This window comes from Gammaproteobacteria bacterium (assembly GCA_024235095.1).
Lineage (GTDB): Bacteria > Pseudomonadota > Gammaproteobacteria > Competibacterales > Competibacteraceae > UBA2383.
Genome location: JACKNC010000001.1, coordinates 1,904,828 through 1,922,969 on the forward strand (window position 1 = coordinate 1,904,828; position 18,142 = coordinate 1,922,969).

Consider the following 18,142-nt stretch of genomic DNA (forward strand, 5'->3'; position numbering starts at 1 on the left):
TTCTCATGCCTCTCGTTAAAGCCAAGCCGACCTCACCGGGCCGACGGTTCGTGATCAAGGTCGTCAATCCTGAACTGCACAAAGGCCGACCGTATGCGCCCTTGTTGGAGAAGCAGTCGCGCAAGGGTGGACGCAACAATCAGGGCCGCATCACGACCCGCCATCAAGGCGGTGGCCATAAACAGCACTATCGACTGATTGACTTCAAACGCAACAAGGACAATATCCCGGCGCGAGTCGAACGGTTGGAGTACGATCCGAATCGTAGCGCCCATATCGCTTTGTTGTTGTACGCTGATGGCGAGCGCCGCTACATTGTTGCACCCCGCCATGTCCATGCCGGCGACAGCCTGATGTCCGGGCCAGCGGCGCCGATCAAGCCAGGCAATACCCTGCCGCTGCGCAATATACCCGTCGGCAGCCAGGTGCATTGTGTGGAATTACGACCCGGTAAGGGCGCGCAACTGGCTCGTAGCGCCGGCGCTTCCGTACAACTGGTCGCCCGCGAAGGTAACTACGCAACCTTGCGACTGCGTTCTGGCGAAATCCGCAAAGTGCATGCGGACTGCAAGGCGACGATCGGCGAGGTGGGGAATGCAGAGCATAACCTGCGCTCCCTGGGTAAAGCGGGCGCCCAGCGTTGGCGTGGCGTCCGGCCTACCGTGCGCGGCGTGGCCATGAATCCAGTCGATCACCCCCATGGTGGCGGTGAAGGCCGCACCTCTGGCGGGCGCCATCCGGTGTCACCGTGGGGCGTCCCGACCAAGGGCCACAAGACCCGCTCGAACAAGCGCACTGATAAACTGATTGTGCGCCGGCGTAAGAAATAGGACTGGCTGAACCGAGAGGATAAGTTAAGGTGCCACGCTCGATTAAGAAAGGCCCATTTGTCGATCTCCACCTGGCCAAGAAGGTGGAACAGGCAGTGGCCACGAATGCCAAGCGTCCGATCAAAACCTGGTCGCGGCGCTCGATGATTTTGCCGGATATGATTGGCTTGACTATCGCAGTGCATAACGGCCGGCAACATGTGCCGATTCTGGTCACTGAGAACATGGTCGGCCATAAGCTCGGCGAGTTTGCGGCGACCCGCACCTATCGCGGACATGCCGCGGACAAGAAATCCAAGTAAGAGGCGCTCCGATGCAAGCTGTCGCTATTTTAAAACATGCCCGCATCTCGCCGCAGAAGGCCCGGCTGGTGGCTGATCAGGTCCGTATGCTCCCGGTCGGCAGGGCTTTGGAGATTTTGACCTTCAGCAACAAAAAAGCGGCGCAATTGATCAAAAAAGTACTCGACTCAGCAATTGCCAATGCCGAGCATAACGAAGGCGCTGACATTGATGAACTCAGGGTGTCCGCGATTTGCGTAGATTGTGGCCCTGTATTGAAACGTATGCATCCCCGAGCCAAGGGGCGCGGTAATCGCATCGTTAAGCGCACCAGCCATATTACGGTCACAGTCGCTGAATAATAAGGAGCGGAGAACGACATGGGTCAAAAAGTCAGTCCCACCGGCATTCGTTTGGGAATTGCGTCCGACTGGACTTCCAAGTGGTATGCGAGTAGCAAGAACTTTCCCGATTTGCTGGAAACCGATCTCAAGGTGCGGCAGTTTCTGAAAAAGAAACTGTCCAATGCTTCAGTCAGCCGGATTCAGGTCGAGCGGCCAGCGCGACTGGCGCGCATTACGATTCACACCGCCCGGCCGGGTGTGGTGATCGGCAAAAAGGGCGAGGATATCGAAGCCCTGCGCAAAGACGTTGCCCGAATGATGGGGTTAGACGTCAAGGATCTTCAGGTTAACATCGAGGAGATCCGCAAACCGGAATTGGATGCGCAACTGGTTGCTGAAAGCGTGGCTCAACAGCTGGAGCGGCGCATCATGTTTCGTCGGGCGATGAAGCGCACGGTGGCTAATGCAATGCGTCTGGGCGCGCTGGGGATTAAGATTCAGGTTTCCGGGCGGCTCAACGGTGCAGAAATCGCCCGTAGCGAGTGGACCCGCGAAGGCCGAGTTCCCTTGCACACGCTGCGCGCCAACATCGATTATGGTTTAGCCGAAGCGCAAACCACCTATGGTGTGATCGGCATCAAGGTCTGGATTTTCAAGGGCGAGGTGTTTGGCCTGGAACGACAAGGCGAGACCAAATCCGAGAAAGCTTCGGCAAATTGATTTGGACAGATTTGCGGAACTCCGCATTCTATTGCGGAGTTCCTTGTTTTATAGACGAGAAGAAACATGTTACAGCCGAAAAGAACAAAATTTCGCAAACAGCGCAAGGGACGCAACCGCGGCTTCGCGACCAGCGGCGCCGAGGTTAGTTTTGGCGAATACGGGTTGAAGGCCATCACGCGCGGCCTGTTGACCGCCCGCCAGATTGAAGCCGCGCGCCGGGCGATTAACCGCTACATCAAACGCGGCGGCAAGGTGTGGATTCGCATTTTCCCGGACAAGCCGATCACGAAGAAACCCTTGGAAGTGCGTATGGGTAGCGGCAAAGGTAATGTTGAGTACTGGGTGGCCAAGGTCAAGCCTGGCTGCGTATTGTATGAAGTGGAGGGTGTGTCCGAACTGGTCGCCCGCGAAGCCTTTCGCCTAGCGGCAGCCAAGCTTCCGGTGCAAACCGCCTTCGTGAACCGAATGGTGATGTAATGAAAGCGAGCCAACTGCGTGAAAAAAGCACGGACGAGTTAAAGCAGGAATTGCTCGCATTGCTGCGTGAGCAATTTAACCTACGCATGCAGAAAGCGACCCAACAGGCTAATAAACCCCACCTGTTTCGACAGGCGCGGCGTAACATCGCCCGGGTCAAGATGGTGTTAAGCGAAAAGGCGAGGCAGGCATGATAACGGAAACTCAGGTGGAACGCACCCTGACCGGGCGCGTCACCAGTAATAAAATGGACAAAACTATCACCGTAGTTATTGAACGATTGGTCAAGCATCCGATATACGGTAAATATATTCGCCGCAGCACCAAGTTGCATGTCCATGATGAACTGAATGAATGCCATGAAGGCGATCTGGTCGCTATCAAGCAATGTCGGCCACTCTCCAAAACCAAGTCCTGGATGCTGGTGTCAGTGATCAATCGCGCCCAATGAACGGGATGGGCGCGGCCGGTCTTTTTCCAACTCCGTCAAGGGAATATAGAACATGATTCAGATGCAAACGATGTTGGAAGTCGCCGACAACAGCGGCGCCCGCCGGCTGATGTGCATCAAGGTGCTGGGCGGCTCGCACCGCCGCTACGCGCATATCGGTGATGTCATTAAGGTCAGCGTCAAGGATGCGATCCCCCGAGGCAAGGTAAACAAAGGCGAGGTATATAACGCGGTTGTCGTGCGTACTCGCAAAGGCGTGCGCCGGACGGACGGTTCGTTAATTCGCTTTGATGGCAACGCTGCTGTGCTGCTTAACAACAAGCTAGAGCCGATCGGCACCCGTATTTTTGGGCCAGTGACCCGTGAATTGCGCAGCGAGCGGTTCATGAAAATCATTTCGCTGGCCCCGGAAGTGCTGTGAAGCGGGAGGAAGGCAGTTATGCGCAGAATTCGAAAAGATGACGAAGTGGTCGTCATCGCCGGTAAGGACAAAGGTCGGCGCGGCAAGGTGATGCGAGTCGTGGAGAACGGCGAGCGCGTTATTGTGGCCGGCGTCAATATGATCAAGCGCCACACCAAGCCCAATCCAGCCCGCAACGTATCGGGGGGTATTATCGAGCGCGAAGCGCCCCTGCATATTTCCAACGTGATGCTGTTCAATCCGATGGCTAAAAAGGGTGACCGCGTCGGTTTCCGATTCCTGGAAGATGGTGGCAAGGTGCGCTACTTCAAATCCAACAACGAAGTAGTGGATGTTGTAAGGAGTAGTTCTTCATGACCCGGTTACAAGAGCATTATCGCGAAACGGTTGTGTCAAAATTGCGCGAACAGTTTAATTACCGCAATGTAATGGAAATACCACGCATTGCCAAAATCACCCTGAATATGGGGGTAGGGGAAGCCGTAGCCGACAAGAAAATCATGGATCATGCGGTCAGCAATCTGGCTCAGATTGCCGGTCAAAAACCGATAGTGACCCTGTCACGTAAATCCATTGCCGGTTTCAAAATTCGCGCAGGGTGGCCAATTGGTTGCAAAGTCACGCTGCGGCGCGAGCGGATGTATGAATTTCTGGATCGGCTGGTCAATATCGCTATCCCGCGCATCCGCGATTTTCGCGGTTTCAGCGCTCGCGCCTTCGACGGTCGTGGTAATTACAGTCTGGGAGTGCGCGAGCAGATTATTTTCCCAGAAATCGATTATGACAAGATCGACGCCATTCGTGGTCTGGATATTACCATTGCCACGACAGCGCGCACTGATGAAGAAGGCCGCGCCCTATTGGCGGCGTTTAATTTCCCATTTCGGAACTGAGGGTTCGATTGTGGCGAAACTAAGTATGATCAACCGCGAGATCAAGCGGGCGCACATCGTCCAGCAATACACCGCCCGGCGGGAAGCGCTTAAGGAAACGATTCGCAATCCGGCCAGCACCGATGAACAGCGGCGGGAAGCGCAGAGGAAGCTGCAAATGCAGCCGCGTGACGCCAGTCCGAGCCGCCTGCACAATCGCTGCCGGTTGACAGGTCGTCCGCATGGTTTCTATCGCAAGTTTGGCTTGGGACGTAACAAGTTGCGCGAAGCTACCATGCGTGGTGACGTCCCTGGGCTGCGTAAGGGAAGCTGGTAGCGCTGGTGAGTAGCGAGTAGGAATTTTTTGTTTGCTTTTCTGCCATTGATTTTAAGTTCAGGGTTTGCCCTGCCGCCGGCGTGGCCCCGAGACTGACCATCTGGAGTTGATTGACATTATGAGTATGACGGACCCCATCGCGGATATGCTGACGCGAGTTCGCAATGCCCAAGCCGCTACCAAGGCGCAGGTGACCATGCCGGCTTCCAAGCTGAAGGCGGCGATTGCCAAAGTGTTGCGGGATGAAGGTTACATTACCGATTTTGCCGTCGAGCAAACCACGCCGGGCAAGGCTGTATTGACTGTTACTCTCAAATATTTTGAAGGACGACCCGTCATCGAGCGTATCGAAAGAGTTAGCAAACCCAGTCGAAGAGTATTTCGCGGCAAAGACGAATTGCCCAAGGTCATGGGGGGGCTGGGTGTAGCGATTATCTCCACGTCCAAAGGCCTGATGAGCGATCGTGCCGCCCGCGCCGCTGGTCATGGCGGTGAAGTACTGTGCATCATCGCGTAAGGAGAAATCAAACATGGCAGCGGTGCTCCAGGAAAGAAAAATTCGCGTGTCGCGGGTCGGTAAACAACCGATTCCAATACCTGTCGGCGTGAATGTGACCATCAATGACCAGCAGGTTGCGCTCAAAGGCAAGAACGGATCGGCGGAAATCCGGATTCATCCCTGGGTGTCGATCCAGCAAGAAGGCAATGAGCTAAAAGTCGCCCCCAAAGTGCTGGCTAACGACGCGAAGTACCGGGCGATGACCGGCACCATGCGTGCGCTGCTCAATAACCTGGTCATCGGCGTCAGCCGGGGTTTTGAGCGCAAATTGCAACTGGTTGGCGTTGGTTATCGCGCCCAAGCTCAAGGTAATCTCCTAAATCTGGCGCTGGGATTTTCTCATCCCGTCGAGTTCAAGGTCCCGGAAGGCATTACTATTCAGACCCCGGCGCCGACCGAAATTATCGTGCGCGGCGTGGATAAACAGCAGGTCGGTGAAGTCGCCGCCCAGATCCGCGCTTACCGACCGCCGGAACCCTACAAGGGCAAGGGTGTGCGTTATGCGGATGAGACAATCATCTTGAAAGAAGCCAAGAAGAAGTAGGGATTCGTCATGGACAAGAAAGCAGCCGACAAGAAAGCGGCTCGCCAGCGGCGCGGGTTGCGGACCCGATACAAGATTCGCGAGCTAGGCATTCATCGCTTATGCGTACATCGCACTCCCCGTCATATTTATGCCCAGATTATCATTCCGGCGGCGACGGGCGACCAGACACTGGCAACATCATCGACCGTGGAGCCGGGCTTGCGTCAGGGGTTAGAGAGCACCGGCGGCATCGCGGCAGCCAAGGCGGTGGGCAAGGCGATTGCCGAAAAAGCCAAGGCGATAGGCATTACTCAAGTTGCATTCGACCGATCCGGTTTCAAATATCACGGCCGGGTTAAAGCATTGGCCGATGCCGCCCGTGAGAACGGTTTGGAGTTTTAAGGAACAGATATGGCGAGCAATGTAGAAGGTTCACAGAGCACCGATGGCCTGCAGGAAAAGTTGATTGCAGTCAATCGCGTCGCCAAGGTCGTCAAGGGGGGGCGGCAATTCGGGTTCACCGCGCTGACCGTGGTGGGCGATGGCAATGGCCGGGTTGGTCTGGGTTATGGCAAGGCCCGTGAAGTGCCGATGGCTATTCAAAAAGCGATGGACAAAGCCCGCAAAAACATGCGCCGTGTGGCGTTGAACGGAACGACCTTGCAATATGCGGTGAATGCCGAGCATGGCGCGGCGCATGTCTTCATGCAACCAGCGTCCGAAGGTACGGGCATCATCGCGGGCGGCGCCATGCGGGCGGTGTTTGAAGTGGTCGGCATCAAGGATGTATTGTCCAAATGCATTGGTTCGCGCAATCCCATTAATGTGGTGCGGGCTACCATTCGTGGACTTAGCGCTATGCAATCGCCGGACTACCTGGCCACTAAACGTGGTAAGAGTATCGATGAGATTCGGAGTTAAGGCGCATGGCAAACCAGTTGAAAGTCACATTAGTAAAAAGTGTGCATGGCCGATTGGCCGCGCATAAGGCATGTGTGCGTGGACTGGGGCTACGACGGATGCATAGCAGCGCAGTGGTTATCGACACTCCGGAAAATCGCGGCATGATTCGCAAGGTCTCCTATTTGCTAAAAGTCGAAGAGGTTATGACGCCATGCGATTGAATACCCTCAAGCCAGCGCCGGGCAGCCGGCCGGATCGGGTGCGGGTCGGGCGCGGTATTGGCTCCGGTCTCGGCAAAACCGCGGGGCGCGGCCATAAGGGCCAACACGCCCGGGCGGGTGGCTATCACAAGGTGGGCTTTGAAGGTGGCCAGATGCCGCTGCAGCGGCGTCTGCCCAAGCGGGGCTTTCGCTCGATGACCGCCAAGGATACTGCTGAAGTGCGTGTGTATGCGCTGGCCAAGGTTCAGGCTGAAGTGATTGACCTGCCAGCGCTTCAGGCTGCGCATCTCGTCCCGATTTTTGCCAGTAAAGTTAAAGTCATCCTATCCGGAAAGCTGGAAAAATCGGTAACCGTGCGGGGCCTGACCCTGACCAAAGGCGCCAAGGAAGCGATTCTGGCGGCTGGCGGCGTGATTCTCGAGTAAAGAACATGGCGAACGCCCTGCCGGATCTCGGCAAAATGACCGAACTGCGTCAGCGTCTGCTGTTTCTGTTGGGAGCATTGATCGTATTTCGCATCGGTACACATATCCCGGTGCCGGGTATTGATCCGCATGCGATGGCCCAATTGTTCGATCAGCAACGCGGCACTATCCTGGACATGTTCAACATGTTTTCGGGCGGTGCATTGCGGCGGCTCAGTATTTTTGCGCTGGGCGTGATGCCATACATTTCGGCATCGATCATCCTCCAACTGATGTCCATGGTCTTGCCAGCGCTGGAACAATTGCGAAAAGAAGGCGGAGCCGCGGGTCGCCACACCTTGACCCGCTATACCCGCTATCTGACGGTGGTGCTGGCTTCCTTCCAGGCCATTGGCGTCAGCATCGCCCTGCAGAATCAAATGGCAGGCGGAACTTCAGTGGTCATTTCGCCAGGCATCGGCTTTATTGTGACCTCTACGATTAGTTTGGTAACGGGCACTATGTTCTTAATGTGGCTAGGCGAGCAGGTAACCGAACGTGGCATCGGTAACGGTATTTCGATGTTGATTTTCGCCGGCATCGTTGCAGGTTTGCCACACGCGGTAGGCGGCACTCTGGAGCTGGCTCGCACCGGTGAATTGCATTTGATCATGGTGTTCTTCCTATTGATATTGGCGGTGTTGGTCACTGGCTTCGTGGTGTTTGTCGAGCGCGGCCAGCGGCGCATTACGGTCAATTATGCTAAACGGCAACAGGGTCGGCGGGTTTACGCCGCCCAGACCACGCACTTGCCGTTGAAACTGAATATGTCGGGGGTGATTCCACCGATCTTTGCTTCCAGCCTGATTCTGTTTCCGGCAACGTTAGGCAGTTGGTTTGGTAACACGCCCAATATGGGATGGCTGCGAGATATCAGTTCCACCTTGTCGCCGGGACAACCGCTCTACGTTATGTTCTATGCTGGGCTGATCATCTTTTTCTGCTTCTTCTACACGGCGCTGGTCTTTAATTCCAAGGAAACCGCGGACAATCTGAAGAAGTCTGGGGCCTTCATTCCGGGCATCCGACCTGGTATGCAAACCGCTGCTTACATTGATAAAGTGCTCACCCGATTAACCTTGGTTGGCGCGATCTATATCACAGGCGTTTGTCTGTTGCCTGAATTTCTAATTCTGTACTGGCGGGTGCCATTCTACTTTGGAGGCACCTCGCTGCTGATTATCGTAGTAGTGGTAATGGATTTCATGGCCCAGGTTCAGGCGCACCTGATGTCTCATCAATATGAGAGCCTGATGAAGAAGAGCAGTTTTAAGGGCCAAAGTTTGTTGCGCTAATGAAATAACAAGATCAATGAACTGGACGTGGCGTGATGCAGCGTCTTGATCAATCTGGAGAATCCTATGAAAGTACGCGCTTCGGTAAAAAAAATCTGCCGTAACTGCAAGATCATTCGCCGTGACCGGGTAGTCCGGGTGATTTGCAAGGATGCCCGTCATAAGCAACGGCAAGGATAAAAGTTATTTCTTTATTGATTTTGCATCGCTATCCGGTTAAATTTCCGCTTCTTTGCGTGGCGAAGACCCGGTGAGGTAGGAGGAGCAGCAAGGCATGGCCCGTATTGCAGGCATTAATATTCCAGTTAACAAGCACGCGGTGATCGCGTTGCAGGCTATTTATGGCATTGGCCCGACCCGCGCCAAATCCATCTGTGCGGCGGCCCAGGTTCCACCGGATCGCAAGATTCGAGATCTGGATGAAGCTCAGGTGGATACTTTGCGCGCCGAAGTGGCCAAGTACGCAGTGGAAGGTGATCTGCGCCGCGAAGTGTCGATGAGCATCAAGCGACTGATGGATTTGGGTTGCTACCGGGGGCTGCGTCATCGGCGTGGTCTGCCCGTTCGCGGCCAGCGCACTCGCACCAACGCCAGGACGCGCAAAGGGCCGCGTCGGGCGATCCGTAAATAAGTTTCGCCTGAATCATTGGAATACTCGGCATAGGTTGGAGCATGGCAAAACCGGTCACCAAGACGCGCAAGCGCGTCAAAAAAAATGTCGTGGATGGGATTGCCCATATCCACGCTTCGTTTAACAACACCATCATCACTATCACGGATCGCCAGGGGAATGCGCTGGCGTGGGCTACGTCGGGCGGCTCGGGATTTCGCGGCTCTCGCAAGAGTACGCCTTTTGCCGCACAGGTGGCCGCTGAACGGGTGGGCAACGTGGTCAAGGAATATGGCGTCAAGAATCTGGAAGTCAATGTTAAAGGTCCGGGGCCAGGCCGGGAGTCTGCGGTGCGCGCCCTAAACGCTGCTGGATTCAAGATTATGAGTATTATGGATGTGACGCCGATCCCCCATAACGGCTGTCGTCCGCCCAAGCGTCGGCGCGTCTAATTCAGGAGTTTTACTGTGGCGAGATATCTCGGTCCCAAATGCAAACTGAGCCGTCGGGAAGGCGTGGATCTGTTTTTGAAGTCTGCTGCCCGTCCGCTGGAATCCAAATGTAATCTGGAGCGCTTGCCGGGCCAGCATGGCGCACGCCGTCCCCGGTTGTCTGATTACGGGTTGCAATTGCGCGAAAAGCAGAAACTGCGGCGTATCTATGGAGTACTGGAACGGCAATTCCTTAATTATTATAAGGAAGCTGCTCGTCGTAAAGGTTCGACGGGTGAGAATCTGCTGAAGTTGCTGGAGTGCCGGTTGGATAATGTCGTGTACCGGATGGGGTTTGGCAGCACCCGCGCTGAAGCCCGGCAACTGGTATCCCATCAGGCCATCCTGGTCAATGATCAGCGGGTCAACATTCCTTCCTATCAAGTCAAACCGGAAGATGTCGTAGCGGTTCGCGAGAAAAGTCGCAGCCAGACGCGGATCCAGTACGCGCTGCAACTGGCTCAAAGCCAGGGTGCTGTCGACTGGGTCGAAGTGGATGCCAGCAAGATGCGCGGGGTATTCAAGCGGATTCCAGATCGTGGCGATCTACCGCCAGATATCAACGAATCGCTAGTGGTGGAGTTGTATTCCAAGTGATCGAATCCGAGGGGAAACGGATGGTGTTGGGCGTATTCGATTTACTGAAGCCGACCCGGGTTGAGATCAAGATTCTTGACGACAAGCGGCGATCGGCGCAAGTGACCGTGGAGCCTCTGGAGCGTGGGTTCGGCTATACGCTAGGCAATGCCCTGCGACGGATTCTGCTTTCATCCATACCCGGCGCTGCGATTGTCGAGTGTGAGATCGATGGGGTTCTGCACGAGTATTCAACAATTGAGGGCGTGCAAGAGGATGTGATCGATATCCTGCTCAATCTCAAGGGGGTTGCCGTTACCTTGCAGGAAGGCGTCGAGGAAGCCAGCTTGACATTGACTAAAAAAGGGCCGGGGCCGGCGCTGGCGGGCGATATTGAAAAAAGCCATCTGATTGATATTGTCAATCCAGGTCAACTCATTGCGCAGCTCACTAAAAGTGGTGAACTGAACATGAGACTCAAGATTGAGCGTGGTCGCGGTTACCGTCCGGCTACTCAGCAGGAAACCACTGATAGTGAAACCCGGCCGCTGGGTCGGTTGCGATTGGATGCTTCTTTTAGTCCGATCCAGAGAATCAGCTATCGTGTAGAAAGCGCCCGCGTTGAACAGCGCACCAATCTAGATAAATTGGTTCTGAATCTTGAAACCAATGGCACGATCGATCCTGAAGAAGCGATTCGCACAGCAGCTAGAATTCTGTTGGATCAATTGTCCGTATTTGTGGATCTCAAAGGTAAGCGGGATGAACCGTTGCCACAACCGCCGGTGGATATTGATCCCAAACTACTGCAACCCGTAGATGATTTGGAATTAACCGTCCGCTCGGCCAACTGTCTGAAGGCGGAAAACGTCTATTATATTGGCGACTTGGTGCAGCGCACTGAAGCAGAACTGCTGAAAACGCCGAATCTTGGCAAGAAGTCGCTAACGGAAATCAAGGAAGTGCTGGCCAAATTTGGATTGCATTTGGGGATGAAGGTGGAAGATTGGCCACCACCCGGCCTGAGTTTGGAGCAACAAGCTGAAGAACGGGCAGCAACCTCTCGTAAGGTCAGCAGCGCTGCGGCCGCTGAATCGGACGAAGAGGATAAGGCGCTATCCAAACTGTCCTCACCTGTTGATAGTAATGATGCGAATCCCGAATGAGGGGCTTGGCGATATTAATCTTTCGTCACCTGTTTAACCTGTTTGACTTGCTTTTTTCTAAGGAATTATTGTCATGCGCCATCGAAAAATCGGTCGCAAACTGAATCGAACCAGCAGCCATCGAAAAGCCATGCTGCGCAACATGGCTGCTTCGTTGTTTACCCACGAACTCATTCGGACTACGCTGCCCAAAGCTAAGGAACTGCGTCGAGTTGCTGAACCGCTGATTACTTTATCTAAGGCAGATAGCGTGGCTCACCGGCGGCTGGCGTTCGATCGACTGCGCAACCGCGATGTGGTCACCAAACTGTTCAATGAGCTGGGGCCGCGCTATCAAGCGCGTCCTGGCGGCTATTTGCGCATTCTCAAATGCGGATTCCGCGTGGGGGACAATGCGCCAATGGCCTATGTTGAACTGGTGGATCGGCCTGAAGCAGCCGTCGGTTAATGTCCGTCCTCAAAGCGAATCACCCAAAGCCGGGTTTGTAACCCGGCTTTTTCGTAGATATCCGCCACTAGTTCTAGTGAGCGACGGCAACGCGAAGTTGCTGACTAAGACCCTGAATGACCAGTAGATTGTAGCGCGCATCAACCAACTCCCAGTAAGGGCCAAAGCATTCGCCAAAAATTTTGAACCACCATCCACCGTTTTCGAACCAAACAAACGGGTGGTGGAGTCTACGGTGACCGCGCATGGTTTTAACCTCTTGCCTGTAGCTTGGATTTCGCCGGCGCAACCTCCAGCGAAACGTCATCTTTGATATTAGTTGATAATAAAGCATAGATGATTTTTTGTTGCAATGCAGAATTCGGTGGTGTCCCTCAGTTTACGTGATGAGCTAAGCCAGTGACGACGACAACATGTATCCTCATTGTGATTGTGGTGTTAATCACTGACCGGGGATCTTATGAAGTGGGAAACGCTCTACTGCCCCAATCGTTCCTGTCACCACTACGGTCGGCCCTTTGGTCAAGGGTTGTTGGTCAAAAATGGTTCCAGTCACGGGAAAAAGCAGGCGTTGTGTCGTTCGTGCGGGAGGAGAGTGTCCTTGACGTACGGAACTGCGTATTTTGACCTCGAGGCCGACCCCGCCGTTTTCGAACTGGCGATGCGGGCGTTGGCGGAGGGAAATTCCATCCAGGGTACGGCACGAATCGTCCAGATCGACAAGGATACGGTTTGTGCGTGGTTGACTCGGGCCGCCCAGCAATGTCGTTTGGTGGTTTTGTCCCATTGGCGCGAGCTGACGGTGACCGAGTGTCAACTGGATGAATTGTGGAGCTTTGTCCATACCAAGGACCAGAATCTGCCGATGGCGCAGCAATGGTGCGAGACGGATGGCGATGCTTGGGTGTGGGTCGCCTTTGCGCCCGAATGGCGCCTGGTGGTAGGGTTTGTCGTGGGCCAGCGCACGCAGGCTCAGGCGAACCTGCTCCTGGAGCGCGTGGTGTATGTGACCGACGATCACGTCCCCTTCTTTACTAGCGACCAATGGCCGGGCTATCCCAGCGCCTTGCTCCATGCCTATGGGGAATGGTATCAGCCCGAGCGCCAAGGGACGCGAGGACGATATCCGGCCCCACGGTGCCGCCCACCGCCGAATTTGCTGTATGCTCAAGTGGTTAAGCGACGTGAAAAAGGACGGGTGGTCGAGGTGACCCGTAAGAGGGTCTGGGGAAGCGCGGACGAGCTTCAGGCGCGATTGGCCGCATCCGCCACCAGCACGACGATCAACACGAGCTTTGTGGAGCGGGATAACCTGGCCTGGCGCGAACACAATCGGCGGTTGGCTCGCAAGACGACCGCGTTTTCCAAGCAACGGTCGTGGATGGAAAAGCAGGTGTGGCTGTCGTTGGCTTACTACCATTTCTGCTTGCCCCACCTGAGCCTGCGTGAGGAATTGCCCACCCCGGAACCGACCCGAGGCAACGGATCGCCCCGTAAATGGCGGCCTGTCACGCCGGCCATGGCGGCGGGGATGACCGATCATATCTGGACCACGGCGGAGTTGCTGGGCTTTCGGGTACCCGCACCGTTTCTGAATACCTTGGAAACCATCAAACACTTGTTCCCCGCACTCGACGATGCTCATCACGTAAACTGAGGGACACCACCCAGAATTCATCATCGAGGATTAAATAGTCCACATTTACCCGAAGCCATCCACACTGCGAGAGGTTCCATATATGCCCATCAGGTGACGACCTGCAACAGAATTTTGCCGATATGGCGATTGGATTCCATTAGGGCGTGAGCAGCGGCAGCCTCGGTCAAGGGAAAAATTCGGTCGATGACTGGTTTGACCGTTCCGTTCGCCAGCAGGGGCCAGATCGTTTCGCGCAAAGCCTGAGCAATTGGTGCCTTATCGGCAATCGGCCGGGCGCGCAAGGTTGAACCCGTTATGGTTAGTCGTTTCATCATGACGGGCGCTAGATTCAGTTCGACTTTGGCGCCGCGCAGGAAGGCGATAAAAACCAGTCGGCCTTCAACTGCTAACGCGCTGAGGTTGCGCTGCGTGTAATCGCCGCCGACCATGTCCAGAATGACATCCACCCCCCGATTATTCGTGGCGCTTTTGGTAACTTGGACAAAATCTTCTTCGCGATAATTGATCACCCGCTCAGCGCCCAGATCGAGGCAGGATTGCGCCTTGTCAGAGCTGCCAACGGTCGTCAGCACCCGCGACCCCAGTGCTTTGGCCAGTTGGATAGCAGTCACGCCAATACCGCTGGCGCCGCCATGAACCAACAGAATTTCACCGGGTTGCAGTCGCCCTCGGTCAAACACATTGCTCCAGACCGTAAAGAAGGTTTCCGGTAGCGCTGCTGCCTGCTGCAGGGTCAAGCCAGTGGGAACCGGCAGACATTGCAGGGCAGGAGCGATACAGTATTCGGCATAACCGCCGCCGGTCAACAGGGCGCAAACTTCCTCGCCAACTGCCCAGGTATTGACGCCTTCGCCCAGGGCGGCGACCGTGCCGGCGACTTCCAAACCGGGAATGTCGGAAGCGCCCGGCGGTGGAGGGTAACTGCCTTGGCGTTGCAAGCAATCCGGACGATTAACTCCTGCGGTAGCGACCTGGATCAACACTTCGCCAACAGCAGGTTGCGGTACCGGTCGACTAGCGGGTGCGAGCTTTTCCGGGCCGCCGGGTTCGGTAATTTCAATAACGGTCATGCGATCAGGCAATGGGGACATCGTGCAATCTCTGGTGGAGTCGGGATCAAGTCGTTTTCTTTAGGAACACTTGGAGTCGCCACAGTTCAGGCAGGTCAGGCAACCGTCCATGACGATCACCGCCTTGTTCTGGCATTTGCCACAGAGCGTGGCTTCAGGAGGAAAAGTACTTACGCCCGCTTCTTCGACCGCCTTCATGCCGGTTTCGTATTTGATGCGCTGCTCTTCAATCATTTTACGCTGATGCTCGTCAGGACCGTCTTCTTTCAACATGCCAATGGAGCGCAGGTGGGATTCGATGACGTCGCCGATTTCCGCGACCAGCGAGGGCATGTACTTGCCGCCTTTTTTAAAGTAGCCGCCCTTTGGGTCGAATACCGAACGCATTTCCTCCACCAGGAACGTGACGTCGCCGCCCTTGCGGAAGACGGCTGAAATGATGCGGGTCAGGGCAACGATCCATTGGAAATGCTCCATCGCCTTGGAGTTGATGAAGATTTCAAAGGGACGCCGAATTTCGTCCGGGGTGCCTTTGTTGAGCACGATGTCGTTTATAGTGATGTATAGCGCATGGTCAGACAGCGGCGTCTTGACCTTGTAGGTCGCGCCGGGCAGAACGTCTGGTCGTTCCAGGCTCTCATGCATGTGCTGCACGGCCAGCGTGGGTGTGATCGCTGGAATGTCATCGGGTTTGACTACGCTGTAGGCAATAATTTTTTTGTCGATTTTGACGGTCATGGGGATTCGGTATGCAGTGATTAATCTCATACGGTTTTTTTGAAGCTACATTTTTGCTAATTGTAGCTTGGATGTAGTAAGCAAAACCGAAGATAAGATCGTCAGACAAGAAAATGGCGGGGATTGCGCCCCGCCACCTAATTTTAAGTCCTGACTAAGAAAGCCCAGCACTCATACCCGTAATCCCAAGCGTCAAGTACTCGGGTCGAATTCTTCACTCGTCTGTAACGGGTAAAGACCCACCGGAATCCCGGTGGCGCAGCTTTTAGCTGTCGTCGCACATAGATCACCTCCTTTCCAGGAGGAGTTTGGGCCTTGCAGCTCGTCCATGCATAGGCTACCTTTAAAGGGTCCTTATAGTAGCACTATCTCAAAGACTCCGTTGCAAGGAGCGGCATGCCTCCCGGTTCATGCCACATGCGTAACCAACATTTCGAGCGAACCCAGCTGCTAACTGGAGTTCGCTTTTTCATTTTTGCCTTCGAATCTTCGTTTCAAAATTTTCCGTAATATCCCTCCTTAATAGCGTCGAACAAATTCGCCGCCGTATGAATTTCACCATCATACTCAACTTCTTCGTTGCCCTGCACTTCGATTGCCGAACCATCCTCCAACACGAACCGGTAGTGGGTATTCGCTAGATCTTGTTCCTTGACCAACACGCCCTGGAAGGCGGCGGGGTTAAAGCGGAAGGTCGTGCAGCCTTTGAGTCCCTGCTCGTAGGCGTAAAGATAGATGTCCTTGAAATCCTCGTAAGGGAAATCAGTTGGAACGTTGGCGGTTTTGGAGATGCTGGAATCGATCCATTTTTGCGCGGCAGCCTGAATATCCACATGCTGCCTGGGCGTCACGTCATCGGCGGTACTGAATACATCCGGTAACTGCTCCTCAGGCGATTGAGCATCTGGAATAGCTCCGGGATTAATCAGGTGTCGGTAGGCTAATAATTCAAAAGAGAATACATCGACTTTTTCCTTGGATTTTTTCCCGGAGCGGATAATGTTGCGTGAGTAATGGTGGGCGAAGCTGGGTTCAATGCCATTACTGACGTTGTTAGCCAGTGACAGAGCGATGGTGCCAGTCGGGGCGATGGAGGTGTGATGGGTGAACCGGGCACCGGTCTCGGCGAGCATTTTAACCAGATCAGGATCAACTTCCGCAACCCGTTGCATGTAGCGACTATAGCGAGCGTGTAAAACCTTGCCCTTGACGCAATCTCCTTCGCGGATGCTATCGTTCGCCATCTCCGGGTGCTTGCGCAGCAGATCAGCAGTGATAGTGAATTCCTGTTCGAGAATAGGCGCCGGACCTTTTTCCTGCGCCAGTTCTAGCGCAACCCGCCAGCCGACGAGCGCCATTTCCCGAGTGACTTCCTCGGTGAAAGCCAGGGATTCCGGCGAACCGTATTTCATTCCTAGCAAAGTCAATGTTGAACCGAGTCCTAGATAACCCATGCCATGCCGGCGTTTACTTAAAATCTCCCGACGCTGTTGCTTCAGTGGCAGGCCATTGATTTCCACCACGTTATCCAGCATTCGGGTGAAAATGGCGACCACTTGGCGATAGGTATCCCAGTTAAAGCGGGCTTTTTCGGTAAAGGGGTTCTCCACGAATTGGGTTAAATTGATCGAACCGAGTAAGCAAGATCCATAAGGAGGGAGCATCTGTTCGCCGCAAGGATTTGATGCTTGTATATTTTCACAGAACCAATTGTTATTCATTGCATTGACTTCATCAATCAAAATGAATCCTGGTTCTGCATAATCGTAAGTTGAGGACATAATCACGTCCCACAAACGTCGGGCAGGAATTTTTCGATAAATTTTGCAAGCAACCTGGCCTTTTTGGTTAACCACTAGTCCCTGAGTAGTTGGCCATTCGCGCCAGACAATGTGCGCAGCGTCATAAAGATCAATGTGATCCTGTTCCGCCTCCTGAGCCATCATTGGGAACGCCAACACCCAGTCCTGATTGTTCTTGACGGCTTCCATGAATTCGCGAGTGATCAGCAACGACAGATTGAATTGTCGCAAACGTCCCGCTTCACGCTTAGCGCGGATGAATTCCATGACATCGGGGTGGCCCACATCGAAAGTTCCCATCTGCGCGCCGCGCCGTCCACCCGCCGAGGAGACGGTGAAACACATCTTGTCGTAAATATCCATGAACGACAGGGGGCCGGAGGTATAGGCTCCGGCCCCAGATACATAAGCGCCGCGCGGACGCAGCGTGGAGAAGCAATAACCGATGCCAGAACCCGCTTTTAATGTGAGTCCTGCTTCATGCACTTTGCGCAGGATATCGTCCATAGAATCCAGAATCGTGCCGGATACCGTGCAATTGATGGTCGAAGTTGCGGGTTTGTGCTCCCAGGCGCCGGCATTGGAAATTATTCGTCCTGCTGGAATTGCGCCATGGCGCAAGGCCCACAAGAATTTTTCGTACCAGTGTTCGCGCAATTCCGGGGTTGCCTCGACTTCGGCCAGCGCTCGGGCAACTCTTTGGTAGGTGCCATCGATAGTTTCGTCAATCGGACGCCCATCCTTGGCCTTCAATCGGTATTTCTTGTCCCAGATATCCCAGGAAGCCGGCTGCATCGGCACAGCGGCAGCGGTAGTCGGGCGGTCGACAGGTTGCAAATGAGCGGTTTTCATAACCCCGGAATCTCTGGAAAAATGT

General features: G+C 54.6%; 28 protein-coding genes. 25 read left to right on the forward strand and 3 right to left on the reverse strand.

The window, feature by feature from the left end:
* Nucleotides 1–5 precede the first annotated feature (5 nt).
* The 25 genes from rplB to H6973_08580 all read left to right on the forward strand — a co-directional run bounded on the left by rplB (nucleotide 6) and on the right by H6973_08580 (nucleotide 13,652).
* Nucleotides 6–830: a 50S ribosomal protein L2 gene (gene rplB, locus H6973_08460; GenBank protein ID MCP5125653.1), complete on the forward strand. Its 825-nt coding sequence runs from the start codon at nucleotides 6–8 to the stop codon at nucleotides 828–830.
* Nucleotides 831–859: 29 nt separating this feature from the next.
* Entirely contained in the window at nucleotides 860–1,132 is a 273-nt protein-coding gene (gene rpsS / locus H6973_08465) for a 30S ribosomal protein S19 (GenBank protein MCP5125654.1), read from the forward strand.
* 11 nt (nucleotides 1,133–1,143) lie between these two features.
* The gene (gene rplV / locus H6973_08470) at nucleotides 1,144–1,473 is read left to right on the forward strand and encodes a 50S ribosomal protein L22 (GenBank protein MCP5125655.1); all 330 of its coding nucleotides are present in this window, start codon (nucleotides 1,144–1,146) and stop codon (nucleotides 1,471–1,473) included.
* Nucleotides 1,474–1,491: 18 nt separating this feature from the next.
* A complete protein-coding gene (gene rpsC / locus H6973_08475) occupies nucleotides 1,492–2,175 on the forward strand; it encodes a 30S ribosomal protein S3 (GenBank protein ID MCP5125656.1) in 684 nt (227 codons plus the stop codon).
* A gap of 66 nt (nucleotides 2,176–2,241) precedes the next feature.
* Nucleotides 2,242–2,655, forward strand: coding sequence for a 50S ribosomal protein L16 (rplP, locus tag H6973_08480; GenBank protein ID MCP5125657.1), 414 nt, complete (start codon nucleotides 2,242–2,244; stop codon nucleotides 2,653–2,655).
* Nucleotides 2,655–2,849 carry a 50S ribosomal protein L29 gene (rpmC, locus tag H6973_08485; GenBank protein MCP5125658.1) on the forward strand — a complete coding sequence of 65 codons (195 nt, stop codon included), beginning with the start codon at nucleotides 2,655–2,657 and terminating at the stop codon, nucleotides 2,847–2,849. Before rplP ends, rpmC begins: the two co-directional genes overlap by 1 nt.
* Nucleotides 2,846–3,106 (forward strand): 30S ribosomal protein S17, encoded by a 261-nt coding sequence (rpsQ, locus tag H6973_08490; protein ID MCP5125659.1) that lies wholly within the window; start codon nucleotides 2,846–2,848, stop codon nucleotides 3,104–3,106. The genes rpmC and rpsQ overlap by 4 nt, the downstream gene beginning before the upstream one ends.
* A 52-nt stretch (nucleotides 3,107–3,158) precedes the next feature.
* Nucleotides 3,159–3,527 (forward strand): 50S ribosomal protein L14, encoded by a 369-nt coding sequence (gene rplN / locus H6973_08495; GenBank protein MCP5125660.1) that lies wholly within the window; start codon nucleotides 3,159–3,161, stop codon nucleotides 3,525–3,527.
* 18 nt (nucleotides 3,528–3,545) lie between these two features.
* Nucleotides 3,546–3,884: a 50S ribosomal protein L24 gene (rplX, locus tag H6973_08500; protein ID MCP5125661.1), complete on the forward strand. Its 339-nt coding sequence runs from the start codon at nucleotides 3,546–3,548 to the stop codon at nucleotides 3,882–3,884.
* Nucleotides 3,881–4,420: a 50S ribosomal protein L5 gene (gene rplE / locus H6973_08505; protein MCP5125662.1), complete on the forward strand. Its 540-nt coding sequence runs from the start codon at nucleotides 3,881–3,883 to the stop codon at nucleotides 4,418–4,420. The genes rplX and rplE overlap by 4 nt, the downstream gene beginning before the upstream one ends.
* Nucleotides 4,421–4,430: 10 nt before the next feature.
* A complete protein-coding gene (gene rpsN / locus H6973_08510; GenBank protein ID MCP5125663.1) occupies nucleotides 4,431–4,736 on the forward strand; it encodes a 30S ribosomal protein S14 in 306 nt (101 codons plus the stop codon).
* A 118-nt stretch (nucleotides 4,737–4,854) separates the two neighbouring features.
* Nucleotides 4,855–5,253, forward strand: coding sequence for a 30S ribosomal protein S8 (gene rpsH / locus H6973_08515; GenBank protein MCP5125664.1), 399 nt, complete (start codon nucleotides 4,855–4,857; stop codon nucleotides 5,251–5,253).
* 46 nt (nucleotides 5,254–5,299) lie between these two features.
* A complete protein-coding gene (rplF, locus tag H6973_08520) occupies nucleotides 5,300–5,839 on the forward strand; it encodes a 50S ribosomal protein L6 (GenBank protein ID MCP5125665.1) in 540 nt (179 codons plus the stop codon).
* 9 nt (nucleotides 5,840–5,848) lie between these two features.
* The gene (rplR, locus tag H6973_08525; protein ID MCP5125666.1) at nucleotides 5,849–6,223 is read left to right on the forward strand and encodes a 50S ribosomal protein L18; all 375 of its coding nucleotides are present in this window, start codon (nucleotides 5,849–5,851) and stop codon (nucleotides 6,221–6,223) included.
* Between the two features lie 9 nt (nucleotides 6,224–6,232).
* Nucleotides 6,233–6,742: a 30S ribosomal protein S5 gene (gene rpsE / locus H6973_08530; GenBank protein MCP5125667.1), complete on the forward strand. Its 510-nt coding sequence runs from the start codon at nucleotides 6,233–6,235 to the stop codon at nucleotides 6,740–6,742.
* 5 nt (nucleotides 6,743–6,747) lie between these two features.
* Nucleotides 6,748–6,945: a 50S ribosomal protein L30 gene (rpmD, locus tag H6973_08535; protein MCP5125668.1), complete on the forward strand. Its 198-nt coding sequence runs from the start codon at nucleotides 6,748–6,750 to the stop codon at nucleotides 6,943–6,945.
* Complete coding sequence (gene rplO, locus H6973_08540; protein ID MCP5125669.1) at nucleotides 6,936–7,370, forward strand: 50S ribosomal protein L15; 435 nt, start codon at nucleotides 6,936–6,938, stop codon at nucleotides 7,368–7,370. The genes rpmD and rplO overlap by 10 nt, the downstream gene beginning before the upstream one ends.
* 5 nt (nucleotides 7,371–7,375) lie before the next feature.
* Nucleotides 7,376–8,704: a preprotein translocase subunit SecY gene (gene secY / locus H6973_08545; GenBank protein MCP5125670.1), complete on the forward strand. Its 1,329-nt coding sequence runs from the start codon at nucleotides 7,376–7,378 to the stop codon at nucleotides 8,702–8,704.
* Between the two features lie 66 nt (nucleotides 8,705–8,770).
* Nucleotides 8,771–8,884 (forward strand): 50S ribosomal protein L36, encoded by a 114-nt coding sequence (rpmJ, locus tag H6973_08550; protein MCP5125671.1) that lies wholly within the window; start codon nucleotides 8,771–8,773, stop codon nucleotides 8,882–8,884.
* A gap of 94 nt (nucleotides 8,885–8,978) precedes the next feature.
* Nucleotides 8,979–9,335 (forward strand): 30S ribosomal protein S13, encoded by a 357-nt coding sequence (gene rpsM / locus H6973_08555; protein ID MCP5125672.1) that lies wholly within the window; start codon nucleotides 8,979–8,981, stop codon nucleotides 9,333–9,335.
* Between the two features lie 41 nt (nucleotides 9,336–9,376).
* Nucleotides 9,377–9,766 carry a 30S ribosomal protein S11 gene (gene rpsK / locus H6973_08560; GenBank protein MCP5125673.1) on the forward strand — a complete coding sequence of 130 codons (390 nt, stop codon included), beginning with the start codon at nucleotides 9,377–9,379 and terminating at the stop codon, nucleotides 9,764–9,766.
* Nucleotides 9,767–9,781: 15 nt separating this feature from the next.
* Nucleotides 9,782–10,402, forward strand: a complete 621-nt coding sequence (gene rpsD, locus H6973_08565; protein MCP5125674.1) for a 30S ribosomal protein S4 — start codon at nucleotides 9,782–9,784, stop codon at nucleotides 10,400–10,402.
* 20 nt (nucleotides 10,403–10,422) lie between these two features.
* Nucleotides 10,423–11,547: a DNA-directed RNA polymerase subunit alpha gene (gene rpoA / locus H6973_08570; GenBank protein ID MCP5125675.1), complete on the forward strand. Its 1,125-nt coding sequence runs from the start codon at nucleotides 10,423–10,425 to the stop codon at nucleotides 11,545–11,547.
* A gap of 73 nt (nucleotides 11,548–11,620) precedes the next feature.
* Nucleotides 11,621–11,995 carry a 50S ribosomal protein L17 gene (gene rplQ, locus H6973_08575; protein MCP5125676.1) on the forward strand — a complete coding sequence of 125 codons (375 nt, stop codon included), beginning with the start codon at nucleotides 11,621–11,623 and terminating at the stop codon, nucleotides 11,993–11,995.
* A 571-nt stretch (nucleotides 11,996–12,566) separates the two neighbouring features.
* Nucleotides 12,567–13,652, forward strand: coding sequence for a helix-turn-helix domain-containing protein (locus H6973_08580; protein ID MCP5125677.1), 1,086 nt, complete (start codon nucleotides 12,567–12,569; stop codon nucleotides 13,650–13,652).
* Nucleotides 13,653–13,741: 89 nt separating this feature from the next.
* On the opposite strand, the gene H6973_08585 is transcribed toward H6973_08580, so the two are convergent.
* From H6973_08585 to H6973_08595, 3 genes are all read right to left on the reverse strand, one after another.
* Nucleotides 13,742–14,746 carry an NAD(P)H-quinone oxidoreductase gene (locus H6973_08585; protein MCP5125678.1) on the reverse strand — a complete coding sequence of 335 codons (1,005 nt, stop codon included), beginning with the start codon at nucleotides 14,744–14,746 and terminating at the stop codon, nucleotides 13,742–13,744.
* A gap of 39 nt (nucleotides 14,747–14,785) precedes the next feature.
* On the reverse strand, nucleotides 14,786–15,463 hold the full coding sequence (locus H6973_08590; protein MCP5125679.1) for an NrdJb: 678 nt from the start codon (nucleotides 15,461–15,463) through the stop codon (nucleotides 14,786–14,788).
* Nucleotides 15,464–15,957: 494 nt separating this feature from the next.
* A complete protein-coding gene (locus H6973_08595; protein MCP5125680.1) occupies nucleotides 15,958–18,117 on the reverse strand; it encodes an adenosylcobalamin-dependent ribonucleoside-diphosphate reductase in 2,160 nt (719 codons plus the stop codon).
* Between the last annotated feature and the right edge of the window lie 25 nt (nucleotides 18,118–18,142).

Coding starts and splice junctions, on each gene's coding strand:
- rplB (MCP5125653.1), top strand. CDS start 6: ATGCCTCTCGTTAAAGCCAAGCCGACCTCACCGGGCCGACGGTTCGTG.
- rplV (MCP5125655.1), top strand. CDS start 1,144: ATGCAAGCTGTCGCTATTTTAAAACATGCCCGCATCTCGCCGCAGAAG.
- rpsC (MCP5125656.1), top strand. CDS start 1,492: ATGGGTCAAAAAGTCAGTCCCACCGGCATTCGTTTGGGAATTGCGTCC.
- rplP (MCP5125657.1), top strand. CDS start 2,242: ATGTTACAGCCGAAAAGAACAAAATTTCGCAAACAGCGCAAGGGACGC.
- rpmC (MCP5125658.1), top strand. CDS start 2,655: ATGAAAGCGAGCCAACTGCGTGAAAAAAGCACGGACGAGTTAAAGCAG.
- rpsQ (MCP5125659.1), top strand. CDS start 2,846: ATGATAACGGAAACTCAGGTGGAACGCACCCTGACCGGGCGCGTCACC.
- rplN (MCP5125660.1), top strand. CDS start 3,159: ATGATTCAGATGCAAACGATGTTGGAAGTCGCCGACAACAGCGGCGCC.
- rplX (MCP5125661.1), top strand. CDS start 3,546: ATGCGCAGAATTCGAAAAGATGACGAAGTGGTCGTCATCGCCGGTAAG.
- rplE (MCP5125662.1), top strand. CDS start 3,881: ATGACCCGGTTACAAGAGCATTATCGCGAAACGGTTGTGTCAAAATTG.
- rpsH (MCP5125664.1), top strand. CDS start 4,855: ATGAGTATGACGGACCCCATCGCGGATATGCTGACGCGAGTTCGCAAT.
- rplR (MCP5125666.1), top strand. CDS start 5,849: ATGGACAAGAAAGCAGCCGACAAGAAAGCGGCTCGCCAGCGGCGCGGG.
- rpsE (MCP5125667.1), top strand. CDS start 6,233: ATGGCGAGCAATGTAGAAGGTTCACAGAGCACCGATGGCCTGCAGGAA.
- rpmD (MCP5125668.1), top strand. CDS start 6,748: ATGGCAAACCAGTTGAAAGTCACATTAGTAAAAAGTGTGCATGGCCGA.
- rplO (MCP5125669.1), top strand. CDS start 6,936: ATGCGATTGAATACCCTCAAGCCAGCGCCGGGCAGCCGGCCGGATCGG.
- secY (MCP5125670.1), top strand. CDS start 7,376: ATGGCGAACGCCCTGCCGGATCTCGGCAAAATGACCGAACTGCGTCAG.
- rpmJ (MCP5125671.1), top strand. CDS start 8,771: ATGAAAGTACGCGCTTCGGTAAAAAAAATCTGCCGTAACTGCAAGATC.
- rpsM (MCP5125672.1), top strand. CDS start 8,979: ATGGCCCGTATTGCAGGCATTAATATTCCAGTTAACAAGCACGCGGTG.
- rpsK (MCP5125673.1), top strand. CDS start 9,377: ATGGCAAAACCGGTCACCAAGACGCGCAAGCGCGTCAAAAAAAATGTC.
- rpoA (MCP5125675.1), top strand. CDS start 10,423: ATGGTGTTGGGCGTATTCGATTTACTGAAGCCGACCCGGGTTGAGATC.
- rplQ (MCP5125676.1), top strand. CDS start 11,621: ATGCGCCATCGAAAAATCGGTCGCAAACTGAATCGAACCAGCAGCCAT.
- H6973_08585 (MCP5125678.1), bottom strand. CDS start 14,746: ATGTCCCCATTGCCTGATCGCATGACCGTTATTGAAATTACCGAACCC.
- H6973_08590 (MCP5125679.1), bottom strand. CDS start 15,463: ATGACCGTCAAAATCGACAAAAAAATTATTGCCTACAGCGTAGTCAAA.
- H6973_08595 (MCP5125680.1), bottom strand. CDS start 18,117: ATGAAAACCGCTCATTTGCAACCTGTCGACCGCCCGACTACCGCTGCC.